General features: G+C 65.6%; 12 protein-coding genes. 7 read left to right on the top strand and 5 right to left on the bottom strand.

Going from position 1 to position 12,985, the window contains the following annotated elements:
- Window positions 1-175: 175 nt before the first annotated feature.
- From Y705_RS0108930 to Y705_RS0108920, 3 genes are read left to right on the top strand one after another with little or no spacing between them, the layout of a single operon-like run.
- A complete protein-coding gene (locus Y705_RS0108930) occupies window positions 176-1,042 on the top strand; it encodes an SDR family NAD(P)-dependent oxidoreductase (RefSeq protein WP_081737928.1) in 867 nt (288 codons plus the stop codon).
- Window positions 1,039-1,911 carry an alpha/beta fold hydrolase gene (locus Y705_RS0108925; RefSeq protein ID WP_216698768.1) on the top strand — a complete coding sequence of 291 codons (873 nt, stop codon included), beginning with the start codon at window positions 1,039-1,041 and terminating at the stop codon, window positions 1,909-1,911. The genes Y705_RS0108930 and Y705_RS0108925 overlap by 4 nt, the downstream gene beginning before the upstream one ends.
- Window positions 1,908-2,408, top strand: a complete 501-nt coding sequence (locus Y705_RS0108920; RefSeq protein WP_343212723.1) for a dihydrofolate reductase family protein — start codon at window positions 1,908-1,910, stop codon at window positions 2,406-2,408. The genes Y705_RS0108925 and Y705_RS0108920 overlap by 4 nt, the downstream gene beginning before the upstream one ends.
- Before the next feature lie 106 nt (window positions 2,409-2,514).
- On the opposite strand, the gene Y705_RS18590 is transcribed toward Y705_RS0108920, so the two are convergent.
- Together Y705_RS18590 and Y705_RS0108900 are read right to left on the bottom strand one after the other, a co-directional pair.
- Window positions 2,515-3,477, bottom strand: a complete 963-nt coding sequence (locus Y705_RS18590) for an alpha/beta hydrolase (RefSeq protein WP_049822513.1) — start codon at window positions 3,475-3,477, stop codon at window positions 2,515-2,517.
- 753 nt (window positions 3,478-4,230) lie between these two features.
- Entirely contained in the window at window positions 4,231-4,551 is a 321-nt protein-coding gene (locus Y705_RS0108900; RefSeq protein ID WP_026532613.1) for a putative quinol monooxygenase, read from the bottom strand.
- A 201-nt stretch (window positions 4,552-4,752) separates the two neighbouring features.
- On the opposite strand from Y705_RS0108900, the gene Y705_RS0108895 reads away from it, so the two are divergent.
- On the top strand, window positions 4,753-5,778 hold the full coding sequence (locus Y705_RS0108895; protein ID WP_026532612.1) for an isopenicillin N synthase family dioxygenase: 1,026 nt from the start codon (window positions 4,753-4,755) through the stop codon (window positions 5,776-5,778).
- 37 nt (window positions 5,779-5,815) lie between these two features.
- On the opposite strand, the gene Y705_RS0108890 is transcribed toward Y705_RS0108895, so the two are convergent.
- The 3 genes from Y705_RS0108890 to Y705_RS0108880 are packed head-to-tail and all read right to left on the bottom strand — an operon-like array spanning window position 5,816 to window position 9,595.
- A complete protein-coding gene (locus Y705_RS0108890) occupies window positions 5,816-6,682 on the bottom strand; it encodes a phytanoyl-CoA dioxygenase family protein (RefSeq protein ID WP_081737927.1) in 867 nt (288 codons plus the stop codon).
- Complete coding sequence (locus tag Y705_RS0108885) at window positions 6,675-8,525, bottom strand: glycoside hydrolase family 2 protein (protein ID WP_049822519.1); 1,851 nt, start codon at window positions 8,523-8,525, stop codon at window positions 6,675-6,677. The genes Y705_RS0108890 and Y705_RS0108885 overlap by 8 nt, the downstream gene beginning before the upstream one ends.
- A gap of 44 nt (window positions 8,526-8,569) precedes the next feature.
- Entirely contained in the window at window positions 8,570-9,595 is a 1,026-nt protein-coding gene (locus Y705_RS0108880) for a LacI family DNA-binding transcriptional regulator (RefSeq protein WP_026532609.1), read from the bottom strand.
- 195 nt (window positions 9,596-9,790) lie between these two features.
- Between Y705_RS0108880 and Y705_RS0108875 the strand changes: the two genes are divergently transcribed.
- From Y705_RS0108875 to Y705_RS0108865, 3 genes are read left to right on the top strand one after another with little or no spacing between them, the layout of a single operon-like run.
- Window positions 9,791-11,104 (top strand): ABC transporter substrate-binding protein, encoded by a 1,314-nt coding sequence (locus Y705_RS0108875; protein ID WP_049822512.1) that lies wholly within the window; start codon window positions 9,791-9,793, stop codon window positions 11,102-11,104.
- A 5-nt stretch (window positions 11,105-11,109) separates the two neighbouring features.
- Window positions 11,110-12,078, top strand: coding sequence for a carbohydrate ABC transporter permease (locus Y705_RS0108870; RefSeq protein WP_026532607.1), 969 nt, complete (start codon window positions 11,110-11,112; stop codon window positions 12,076-12,078).
- Window positions 12,078-12,968, top strand: a complete 891-nt coding sequence (locus Y705_RS0108865) for a carbohydrate ABC transporter permease (protein ID WP_049822511.1) — start codon at window positions 12,078-12,080, stop codon at window positions 12,966-12,968. The genes Y705_RS0108870 and Y705_RS0108865 overlap by 1 nt, the downstream gene beginning before the upstream one ends.
- Window positions 12,969-12,985: the final 17 nt, after the last annotated feature.

The following is a 12,985-nucleotide window of genomic DNA, read 5'->3' as shown; positions in this document are numbered from 1 at the left end:
CCTTCCCCAAACAGGGGAGCCGCCAGCCGTGGGTCATGCAGCACAATTACCTGCTGGACGCTCCTGCCGCCCTGTTCGGCAACCTGACCGCTGACATGGTCTTCGACGTGCCGGCAGACGCACCCGACCCCTCCGCGACCGAACCCACCCGCCACGAACATCAGGAGCTCGTCCCATGAGGCTTCCCCCTTTCACCTTCACCGGCGGCACGGCAGTGGTCACCGGCGCCGCCGGAGGCATGGGCGAGCACCTCGCCCGCGGGCTCGCCGAGCGCGGCTGCGCCCTCGTCCTGATCGACCGCGACGGCGCAAAGCTCGACGCCGTCGCGGCCTCCCTCCGGTCGATGTTCCCCTCGCAGACCGTCGGGACGCACGTCGTGGACCTCTCGGACGGTGCCGCCGTCGTCGCCCTTGCCGAGGACATTCTCGAGTCGACGCCGTCCATCTCCCTGCTCGTCAACAACGCCGGGGTGGCGCTGGCAGGGCGCTTCGAACAGATCGGACTCGATGATTTCGACTGGGTGCTGAACGTCAATTTCCGCGCACCCGTCCTCCTGACGCACTACCTGCTGCCGCGCATTCCTCCGGGCGGTCACCTGGTCAACGTATCGAGCCTCTTCGGGCTCGTGGCACCCAGTGGCCAGACGGCGTACTCCTCGAGCAAGTTCGCCCTCCGCGGGTTCACCGAGGCGCTGCGCAACGAACTGGCCCCTCGAGGAATCGGTGTCACGAGCGTCCACCCGGGCGGCGTGAAGACGGGAATCGCCCTGAACGCACGGGTTGCGGGCGGACTTTCCACTGCCGAGCAGGAGAAATCGAAGCAGGAATTCAACCGCCTCCTGACGTTCCCCGCGGGCCGGGCCGCCGAACTCATCCTCGACGCCGTCCACCACCGCAGGCCACGCCTGCTGATCGGGGCGAGCGCCAAGATTCCCGACGTCGTCGCCCGAATTGCTCCCGGCTCCTTCGGCACCCTCGAGCGCGGGGCGATCAAGGCGGCGTCCCTGATGAACAGGCGAAAGAGCAGAGGGGGCTCCCGGTGAGCACCGAATCCGACCGCATCACGAACGGTTTGCTGACGGTCGACGGCGTGCGCGTCCGGTGCCGGAGCACCGGGGACCGCTCCCGCCCGCCCGTACTGCTCCTTCACGGCATCGGGCGCAGCCTCGAGGACTGGGAAGGGCTCTACGACCGCCTTGCCCCGGAGCATCGCGTGCTCAGCATCGACCTGCCGGGGTTCGGTCTTTCCGAGCGGATCCAGGGGAAGTACACGCTGGAGTCGCTGGCCCGGTTCATCCTCGCAGCCCTCGATGTCCTCGGGGAGCACCGTCCGGTGCACCTGGTCGGCAACTCGCTGGGCGGCGCGGTCGCCATGCAGCTCAGCATCCTGGCGCCGGAGCGCGTGAGGAGCCTGGTCCTCGCGAACAGTGCAGGGTTCGGACGCGAGGTCATCCTGGCGTTGCGGGTCCTGTCCGTCCGGCCAGCGGGCCGGCGCCTGCTGAAGAACAAATCGCGTGACAACGCGTACCGTACCGAGCGCGCGCTCTTCCACGACCGGAGATTCGTCACCGAGGAGCGGCTCGACCACGCGATGAAGGTCGGAGCGAACCCGGGGCACGACGACGTCCTGCTCGCCGTCGCGCATTCCCTCGGCACGTTGCGCGGTGTGCGGCGGCGTTGGCGGAACGAGCTCGTGCCGGCCGTCGCCGCCCAGGGCAAGCCGACGCTCGTGGTGTGGGGCGCTGAGGACCGCGTCCTCCCTGCATCGCACCTGGAGGCCGCGCGGTCGGCATTTCCGCACGCGCGGTTCGCCGTCTTCCCGCAGTGCGGACATATGCCCCAGATCGAGCGCGAAGAGGAATTCGACACTCTGGTGCGGGAGTTCATCGACGACGTGGAGGCAACCTCATGACCCGGACGATCTTCAGCACCGCGACCACGCTCAACGGATACATCGCCGACGAGTCGAACTCGCTGGACTGGCTGTTCGCCGTCGAACCTCCGGAGGCGCAGGACCACCTGGACTTCCTGGCGGGAGTCGGCGTCCTGGTCCAGGGCTCCACTACCTACGAGTGGGTGCTTCGGGAAGAGCAGCTGCTCGAGAACCCCGGCAAGTGGCCGGAGTACTACGGCGACCGGCCGACATTCGTCTTCACGAGCCGCGGTCTTCCCGTGCCGGCCGGCGCTGATGTCCGCTGCGTGAGCGGGCAGGTACTCGAGGTCTTCCCGAAGCTGGAGGATGCCGCGGCGGGGAAGGACATCTGGGTAGTGGGCGGCGGGGACCTTGCAGGTCAGTTCCTCGACGCCGGGATGCTCGACGAGATCCAGCTCTTCGTCGCACCCGCCGCGCTGGCCACGGGCTCNCGGGCTCGCCGCTCCTCCCCCGTCGGGTCGGGTCGGACCGGCTGACCCTTCGGTCGGCGGAACGGCGGGGCCAGTTCGCGTTCCTGGTGTACGACGTCGCACGGGTATCCGCCGTCCAGGACGTGCCGGCCGTCGTCGGCCGGCCCGCGACCTAACCTTGCGGGACGTACGCCGCCTGCCAGCGCATCAGCTCCCCGAAGAACTCCGAGCGCGCAGGTTCCGGGGACAGCGCAAGGTCGTGGATGCCGCCCGGAACCCGCACGAGCATCACCGACCGCCCGAGCTTCGCCGCACCGCGCGCAATATGCGAGACATTCAGCACGACGTCGGTGGAGTCGATGCGCTCGGGTTCCTTGAGCGCCGAGGAGCTCGCATCCGAACAGGCCACGAACACCGGGCAGTCGATGCGCAGTCCCCTCGCAAGTTCGGCATGTCCGCGCCGGATGGCCCTCAGCCAGCCGGCGAGCACCGGGAATCCGCCGTGCGGCTTCCACGCGAGGTCGTACTGCCAGCTGCCCCCGGATTCGATGTGGAGGTAGCGTCCGTAGGCCGGGCCGAGGCTGCTCACCTGCCTCCGGGGTTGAAGAGTCCCCAGCCGGTGCACGGCCGCTGTTCCGATCGTCCGCTGGAACAGGCTCGCGTTCAGGTCGAACCACGGACTGTTGAGGACCAGCGCGTCCACGACACCCCGGCCCCTGCGCCGGTTCGCCCACAGGCTCGCGATGAGGCCGCCGGTTGAATGGCCCATCACGGTCAGGACGCTGTGGCCGTCGTCGTCCCGGATGATCCGCGCCGCCTCGTCGAGCTCCTCGTCATACTCCTCGAGGGAGGTGATGTAGTTGGGCGTCTGGTGTCCGAGCGTCGACCTGCCGTATTTCCGCAGATCGAGCGCGTAGAAGTCGTAGCCGGCCGCCGTCCACTCGTCGGCCAGGTGCGTCTGGAAGAAGTAGTCGACGAAGCCGTGGACGTACAGCACGGCCCGGGTGCTTCCTGCGCCACCCCGACGCCGTACAAGCGTCGCCACGACGTCGCCCTCGGCGTCGGGCTCCAGGAAAAGGGTGCGTGCCGCATATTCCCCTCCGAGAATATCTTCGGTCTCTGGTCCTGCCGGCATGAAGGATCCTTTCGCACTACAACGTCGTTTCCCGATCGTATGTCCTCGCGCACTGCCCCGGCGCTATACGTTTGGGCGATGACTTTCGTTACCGCGAACTCCGGGACCGGGCCGCAGACAGGACACAGACAGGACACAGAGCCACCAGGGACGACGCCGCCGCCCTCGCGGAATGCGCCGCAGTGACATTCCCGCTAGCGTGCCCGCCCGATTCGCGGTCGGCCGACATCGAGCACTTCCTCGCGCATCACCTTTCGGCGGGGAGATTCGCAGAGTACCTCGAGGACCCGGACCGCACTGTCCTGTGCATCGCGGAAGGCACGATCGGGGACGGAACACGCGTTCCCGTGCGGCTCGGCGGCTACAGCATGCTGGTGCACACCCAGCCGACCGACCCCGACGTACTCGCTGCCCTGAACCTCGCCCCCGTCATGGAGCTCAGCAAGTTCTACGTCCATCCGGACCACCACGGGCAGGGCTCGGCGGCTGCGCTGATGAGCGAAACGCTCGCCCGCACCTCCCGCAGCGGCTTCCCGGGATCTGGCTCGGCGTCAACCAGGAGAACCTCCGCGCCCTCCGCTTCTACGCCAGGTGCGGCTTCGGACGGGTGGGTACCAAGCGGTTCCGCCTCGGCGACCGGTTCGAGGACGACTACATCCTCGAGAGGCCGCTTCCGAGCCTCGGTTCGAACGGCGCCGGCTAGGTCCACCCGGTCCTGGGAGGGTTTGGCCGACGTTGGCCAGGAGGCGGGAATCAGGGGACGCTGAGCTCGCCCATCCGGCCCCAGCCGTCAGCGCCGATGCGCTCGCTGATGATTTCCGGCGTCTCGACCAGAGCCTGCGGCATGTCCTGCATCGCCTGTGAGAAGTGGCCGCTGTTCACGTGGGCTTCGGCGGCGTCATCCTCGAAGGCCTCGACGAGCACGAAGCGGTTGGGGTCCTCGACGCTGCGGGACCAGTCGAACCACAGATTGCCGGGCTCCTGCCGCGTGGCTTCGGTAAAATCCTTCGTCAGGGCGATCCAGCGATCGCTCCATTCGGGCTTGACGTTGAATTTGACGACGATGAAGATCATGCGGGAACGCCTTCCGGTCGGGACACCACTGACAGAGCTCGTCCCCCCAACGTATAAGGTTTCTCCGGTTTTGGTCAGGCCCACCGTCGGTGGCAGGAGGGCGTACCCGGCGAAGCCCTGCTGTCGGAGGGAAGGCCAGGGAAGAAACAATGCGTAACGCAAACCGGCGGCGGGGTCGTGAACAGGGGTAGTCTCCTGCGCATGCAGCACAACCAGGGTTCGATCCCCATCCTTGATCTCAGTACCGCCCGACTTGCCGATGGAACATTCAACCCCGGGTTCATCGACGAGCTCCGTAACGCCGCCCACACCGTCGGCTTCTTCCAGCTCACCAACTATGGAGCAGCCGGGTCCCAGGTGGATTCGCTGTTCCGCGTGACGAAGCAGTTCTTCGACCTGCCGTTGGAGGACCGCCTCACACTTGACAACCGGACGTCCGCGCACTTTCGCGGCTATGCCCGGTTGGGCACCGAGGTGACGAAGGGCCGCCCCGACGCCCGTGAACAGATCGACTTCTCGCCCGAGCGTCCTGCCCTGGAAAGCTACCCCGAGGACGAACCCTTCTGGCTGCTCCAGGGACCGAACCTGTGGCCACGGGACATCCTGCCCGAGCTCGAGGACGCCGCGATGCAGTGGGCGGACCTGATGTCGGGTGTGGGAGCCGAGCTGCTCTCGGCGGTCGCCGTCGCGCTCCAGCTGCCCGAGGACTACTTCGCGGAGCCGTTCGAGGAGGCACCGGCCTGGATGGCGAAGCTGGTCCACTACGTCGGCGGAGTGCAGGAGGCAGGCAACCAGGGCGTCGGCGCACATGCCGACTACGGATTCGTGACCCTGCTGCTGCAGGACGAGGTGGGCGGACTCGAGGTACTCCCACTCGGAACCGACACCTGGGTGCCCGTGGAGCCGATCCCCGGCGCGCTCGTGGTCAATCTGGGGGAGATGCTCGAGGTAGCCACGGAAGGCTACCTCGCTGCGACCATCCACCGCGTGCAGTCCCCGCCGCCCGGCGTCGACCGCTATGCCGTCCCGTTCTTCTGGTCCCCCCGGCTCGACGCCGTCATCGACCCCGTGCCGCTGGCTCCCGAGCTGAAGGCTGACGCGCGCGGCATCTCGGACGATCCGGACAATCCCATGCTCGCGTCGTACGGTTCGAACATGCTGAAGGGCCGCATGCGTGCCCACCCGGACGTGGCGGGCCTCCACCACCCCGAACTCGCCGCGAAGTAGGGCACACGAAGTAGGGCAGTAGGCAGGACGGCCGGGGTCAGGCCTCGCCCATCATGAGGCCTTCGATCGAATGCTTCTGGGTGATCGGGGTCAGCTCGTTCACCACGGGGCAGACGAGGTGGTTCCGGACCCGCTGGGGCAGGGCGTCGTAGAAACTCCTCGTGACCGCCATGGAATGGTGGTCGGCGTTCCCCGCGCCCGGGGCGTCCACCCCGAGCACCAGGACGGGCCGGGATTTGGCTGACCTGTTTCGCGTCCCCCGGTGGATCGTCAGTGCCGAGCGTGCCGAGATGTCGCCCATTCGCGGATACTTCCGCTCGGCCAGTGCTTCGTACCGGGCGTATGCCGACTTCGGCGGGAACATCCCGTGCTCGAATCCATCCGGCAGGTCCCACTGCGTGGTGGGTGCGATCTCGAAGGGCCCCATGTCCTCTTCGGTATCGACGGCCGTGGCGTTGAATGCCAGCGACGTCAACCGTCCGTCCACCCGGGTGTCCTCCGGGATGGGGAAGTCGCGGTGCCACGGCTGGTTCACGGCCCCCGGACCAGGGACGTCGAACCCGAGTTCGACGATCTGGTAATCCGGGCCCAGGACCGATTCACACACCATGCGCACCCAGGGGTGGTCGACCAACTCGAGCCACCCCCGCAGCTGTTCCGGGTGAATCTCGACGTAGTAACGCTTCGGTCCGCGGCCGACCGCTCCACCCGGCCTCGATAAGGCCTCCTGGAGTGCGACGTCGATGTCCTCCCCCATTTCGGAAGCCCACTCTCGGGATAGAGCTTCCTTCCGTCCGATGACGCCTTGCGTGTAGAGGCCGGTCACGGCCTCGACTACTCCCTTGCTCGCACCGGGCGGGATCCGGGACTCCAGCGCCAGGGGACCCGGCGCCGCCTCACGCATGGTCGGCCGCGCCTGCGGTGGTCCAGGCCCCGCCCATCACGATCTTCCGGATTTCGGCGATCGGGAGCTTCGGCTTCCGGTTCTCGTCAGTCAGGCCGTTCGCCTCCTGGAGGGTGTCCGTCAGCTGGGTGTAGCAGAAGCCGGCAAGGATCGGGCTCTGGTGAAGTGCCGAGAAGAGTGCCTCCAACCGGAAGGCAAAGTCTTCCAGCGAATCCGCGGTCGAGTAGCCCCAGGTGTCGATGGGACTGTCCGGCGCGTAGGAGACGCCGCCGAACTCCGACACGATGACGGGCTGCGTCCTCGTCAGCTCGGGCAGGACGCTCAGGCGGCGTCCCGCGGGCCCTACGCCGTCGACCAGGGACTGGAAAGCGGCGGAGTCGCTGTAATGCGAATGCAGCGTCTCATGGGTCACGGCGTAGTCGTGAACCGTGAAGAGATCCGACTCCGCATGCTCCCAGCCGTCGTTGGAGATGACCGGTCGTGATGAGTCGAGCGCCTTCGTGAGGTGGTACATGGCCTGGGCGAAATGGCGTTGGGCCGGATCGTGTGCAATCTGCTGGACACCCCAGCTCTCATTCAGCGGAACCCAGGTCACGATGCAGGGATGGGACCGATCGCGCTTCACCACGCTTGCCCATTCACGGGCAACCCTTTCCACCGCTGTCGGCGAGAACTCGAAGGTGCTTCCCATTTCCCCCCAGACGAGGAGGCCGAGGCGGTCCGCCCAGTAGAGGAATCGGGGGTCTTCGACCTTCTCGTGCAACCGGGCGGCGTTGAACCCCAGGTCCTTGATGAGCTGCACCTCGTCGCGGAGCGCGACCGCGTCCGGAGCCGTGAGGAGCGAATCCGGCCAGTAGCCCTGCTCGAGGACCGCCCGGACGTAGTAGGGACGATCGTTGAGGAGGAAGTGCCTGCCTGCTGTCCCGGCGCTCCGCATCCCGAAGTAGGACCACAGCTCGTCCAGGACCTGTCCATCGGGTCCGAGCAATGACACTTTGCCATCGATGAGGCGGGGATGTTCCGGGGACCACAGCAGCGACTCATAGGCCTGGCCGTTCGCCTGATGCGCTATCGCGCAATTCATCACGACGTGGGGTTCGTCCGCCGTCGTCGTGTGTGTTCCAAGGGCACGCCCGTTGTAGCTCAGTTCGACTTTCACCGCGACCGCGCCGGAATGCCGTGACGACAGGTCGAGTTCGAGCCGGACGGATCCGGCTGCGACCTGTGGCTCCCACGCAATCTCCTCGATCGATACCGCAGGAACGGACTCGAGCCACACCGGCTGCCAGATACCGGTGGTCCGGTGGTACCAGATGACGTGCGGGTCCTCCAACCAGTCCTGCTTGCCCCTCGGCTGCGCGACGTCGTGGGGATCGTCCTCCGCGCGGACGACGAGGGTGAGGTCACCCGGTGTCTGGGTGTGGATGGTGATGTCCACGAAGAAAGGCGTCTGTCCGCCCTCATGGGATCCGACCTGCTGACCGTCGATCCAGACTGTCGCGCGGTAATCGACGGCTCCGAAATGTAGGAGCACGCGATCGTCACCCGTCCTGCGGCCGCTTCGCCCGATTTCCTCCTGGGTGATGGCGCGCCGGTACCAGACCACGGGATGGAACCCTGTGTCATTGATGCCGGACGCTACGGATTCCGGGGGGAACGGAACAGTGATGGTCCGAGGCAGGCTGTTACCGGGCGCGAACCATTCCTCGGCCATGCCCACGTTGTCGTCGTCGTGGTCGAAATCCCACTTGCCCCCGAGGTCTGTCCAGTGCTGACGGACGAACTGGGGACGGGGGTACTCGCCGTCTTGGGTACTGGCACTGAACGGATTCGCAATGGGCATGCGGATATCCTGTCCCATTTTTCCAGCGCTGTAAAGTGCTCTTCCTATAGGAGTACCGATGCCCCGGCAGGTGCACTTTCCCGGATGCTGAGGGAATGGGAGGCGATACGGTGCCGGCCTATCCCCTGCAGGCCGCCTATTCTCTCCCCGAGCATTTCGAGAGCGGTTGCCGCAAGCTCTCTCTTGTCGGGAGAAATCGAGGTGAGGCGCGGAGTGGCCCAGCGACCGAGCTCGGTATCGTCCCACCCGATGACCGCCACATCCTCCGGGACATTCACCCCCGCGCCGCGGAGGGCGTGCAGCGCGCCCGTGGCGAACCTGTCATCCCGGCAGATCATGCCGTCGAACCGAATTCCGGAGTCCAGGGCCCGACGCACCGCTTCCGCCCCCGCTTCGGGTGAGAAATCCGGTGCGGAGAAGACAAGCTGCGGGTCGAGCGGCAGATTCGCCTCGACCAGACCCTGCTGGTAGCCGAGAAGCCGCTGATCGGTGGATCCGGTGATATCCCCCGCCACGAGCCCGAGGAACGCGATCCGACGGCGGCCCTGGCCGAGCAGATGCCGAACGCCGTCACGGGCGGCCGCCACGTTGTCGATCATCACGTGATCAGCCGTGACCGGCATGGTGGATTCACCGAGCAGGACCAGGGGGACGTCGCGGCGGAGCATCGCAATGTCCAGAGCCTGCATGCGCACCGGATGGAAGATCACCCCATCCACCAGTCCCGCCTCGCGGTCGTTCAACACCGCCTGCTCCGCCGAAAGGCTGTTCAGCGTCTGCTCGACCAGCACACGGTAACCACGCAGGCTCGCTTCTTCCGCGATGTAACGGGACAGCTCGGAGAAATAGGGATGATCGATCTCAGGGATGGCGAAGGCGATCATCCCGGTTCGTCCGGTCGCCAGGCGGCGTGCCGTGAGATTCGGCTTGTAACCGAGTTCGTCGATCGCCAACTGGACCTTCCGGCGCATCTCCGGCGTCACATGGGGATAGTCGTGGACCACGTTCGATACGGTCTTCATCGATACGCCCGCCACTTTTGCCACGTCGGCAAGCCGAACCTTCTTCATGCGCGTCTCCTCGAGTCTGTCCAAGTCTAAAGCTGATTCTCCTGTCTCCTCAGCTGTCACCGCTTCTTGTCCACGGACACTGGACAGCTTGTTTACAGCGCTGTAAGTTGGATCACATACTGGCATTCACGGCAAAGACCTGCCACTTCGCAGTAGCTGGGCCAGACGCACCCGTTTTCAACGAGGAGGACAAGAATGACTCACCCCAAACGATTCATCGGCAAGCGCCTGAGGGCCGCAACCGCCCTGGGCGCTGTTGCGCTGCTGGGCCTGACGGCCTGCGGGGGCTCCGGAGGAGACCAGGCCGCAGCGGAGTTCACCGGTGAATACACCGGCCCGGAAGTCGAGCTCTCCTACTGGAACGGCTTCACGGGCGGCGACGGACCCTTCATGGAAAAAATGGTGGAGGAATTCAACGCCGAGCATGAGAACATCAAGGTCGTTTCCAACACGATGCAGTGGGCTGACTTCTACCAGCGGCTTCCCGCGGCGGTCACAGCCGGCGAGGGTCCGGATGTCGGCGTCATGCACCTGGACCAGTTGTCCACCAATGCGGCCCGCAACGTCATCGTGCCCGTGGACGATCTCACCGACACACTGGAACTCACTGCGGATGATTTCACCGAGGAAGTCTGGAACGCGGGCGTGTATAAGGATGAGCGTTTCGGGGTTCCCCTCGACGTGCACTCCCTGGCGATGTACTACAACACCGAACACTTCGAGAAGGCCGGCATCACCGAGGCTCCCACCGATGCGGCATCATTCGAGGACGCGCTCAAGAAGCTTCAGGCCGCCGGCTACGAGAACCCCTTCTGGATGCCGTCGCTGTGGCCCAGCCACCTGATGTACCTGTCCCTGCTGTGGCAGAACGGCGGTGACCCGTACGACGCCGAGGCGTCCCAGGCCAACTTCGCGTCACCGGAGGGCCTTGATGCCATCACCTGGCAGACCGACATCATCGAGGACGGCTACAGTCCCTCGAACGTAGCCCTCGATTCGCAGTACGTCGCATTCAAGAACGGCGAGACCTCGATCACCTGGGACGGTATCTGGCAGCTGAACGACCTGGAGGCCTCCGGCCTGCCCTACGCCGCAGCCCCCCTCCCCACCATCGGTTCCGAGGAAGCCGTATGGGGCAGCTCCCACAACTTCTTCCTGCCCCGCCAGGCAACACCCGACGCCGACAAGCAGAACGCGGCAAAGGTGTTCATTGCATGGATGAGCGAGAACTCCGCGGAATGGGCCGGGTCCGGCATGATCCCCGCACGCGAATCGGTCCGCACCGGGGGCGCGCTCGACGGCATGCCGCAGGAAGCGATCGCCGAGAACATCGACGCCATGCGGTTCCTGCCGGCCATCCCCGGAATCGGCGCCGTACAGACCGAGACACTCGAAGTGGGCGTCAACAAGGCGATCCTGGGCGAAATGCCGCCCGAGGAAGCAATGACCGAGGCCGCCGAGAACGCTTCGCAGCTGATGGAAGAGAATAAAGCGTCGTTCGGAGGATAGGGATCATGACGACCCTGAAGGAAGGGGGTGCCCCCTCAGAGCAGAGGGCACCCCGGCAGTCCCGCGCCAAGTCATCGCCCCGCGAGATCCGCAGGCAGGCACCAGGAACACCCTGGTTGTTCCTCGCTCCGTACCTCATCCTGTTCATCGGCTTCGTCCTGGTCCCCATCGTTTTCGGCGCCTGGATCAGCCTGCATACCTGGGATTACACCCGCCCCCTGAAACCGTTCGTCGGGCTGCAGAACTACGCCGAGCTGTTCCAGCCGGACTCCGCCCAGTTCCAGAATTTCTGGGGCTCGATGCAGGCGACCGGCATCTTCACACTGTTCAGCGTTCCCCTGCTGCTCACCATCCCCCTCGGGGTGGCCCTGCTCATGGCGAAGAAGTTTCCCGGCCGTAACTTCTTCCGGGCGGTGTACTTCGCCCCCTACGTCCTGGGCGTCGCGGTGGTCGCCGTTCTCTGGCGCTACCTGCTGGACAACAACATCGGGCTCGTCAACTATTACCTGGGGCTTCTCGGCCTTCCGAATGACATCGCCTGGACAACCTCCACGCCCGCCGCGTGGGTGGCACTCGTCGGGGTCACCGTGTGGTGGACCCTGGGCTTCAACGCGGTGATCTACCTTGCCGCGCTGCAGGATATACCGGCTGAACTGTACGAGGCAGCCCGTGTGGATGGAGCCAACGGATGGCAGCAGTTCGTCAACGTCACCCTTCCAGGCCTCCGTCCCGTGCTGTCCTTCGTCACCATCGTCACCCTGATCGCCTCGGTGAACATGTTCGGGCAGTCGTTCCTGATCACGCAGGGTGGCCCCGGCAGGGAGACGCGCACGGCCATCTACCAGATTGCCGATACAGGACTACGCAACTTCCAGATGGGAAGCGCCGCGGCAATGAGCTACGTACTGACCGTCTTCCTCATCGGACTCAGCCTGGTGGTCTTCTGGCTGTTCCGCGAAAAGAAGGAATCCTGATGAGTTCGACCGTTGACACCCCCGCACGGGATGACAGCCGCCAGGCGGACCGACGAGCACCCGGCAGCCGCCGCCGTTCACTGATGCGGCTGATCATCCTCAGTCTGGTTGCGCTGGTGTTCATCAGTCCGCTGATCTTCATGATCATCACGTCGTTCAAGACGCGTGCCGATGCCACGGGGATTCCGCCCACCTGGATCCCTAACCCCTTCTCGCTCGAGGCCTACGAGACGATCCTGGCACCGGACAGCAACACCCCGGTGCTGCGCTGGTTCACGAACAGCATGATCGCGGCGCTGCTCCACTCCGCGCTCGTGGTCGTCACCGCCTCCCTGGCGGCGTATCCGTTGGCCCGCATGAACTTCCGCGGCAAGAAGATCGTCTTCGCCGTGATCGTCGCCACCCTGCTGGTACCGCCGGTCATCCTGGTGATTCCCAACTACCTGATCGTGAGCGATCTCGGGTGGCTCAACTCCCTCGTCGCGATCATCGTGCCGACAGCGGCCTCGGCGTTCGGCGTGTTCTTCATGCGCCAATTCTTCATCGCGCTGCCCGACGACCTCGAGGAGGCTGCCCGGCTTGACGGCGCCAACCGGTTCGAGATGTTCACGAAGATCATCCTGCCGCTCGCGAAGCCGGCCATGGCCACCCTCGCGCTGCTGGCATTCCTGACGAACTGGAACGACTTCCTCTGGCCGATCTATGTCCTGTTCAGTCCCGAGGTGCAAACCCTGCAACCGGGGTTGTCCACCCTGCAGTCAGCGAATGCCGTGCGGTACGACCTCCTGATGGCGGGCGCCGTCGTGGCAAGCGTGCCGGTGCTGGCCCTGTTCGTGTTCCTCCAGCGCTTCATCATCGAGGGCGTATCCCGCTCCGGAGTGAAGGGCTGATGCACCGGCGGGCCAAA

This window comes from Arthrobacter sp. H41 (assembly GCF_000520535.1).
In the GTDB taxonomy this organism is placed as follows: Bacteria; Actinomycetota; Actinomycetes; order Actinomycetales; family Micrococcaceae; genus Arthrobacter_D.
This window is presented reverse-complemented; position numbering and strand designations above follow the sequence as displayed.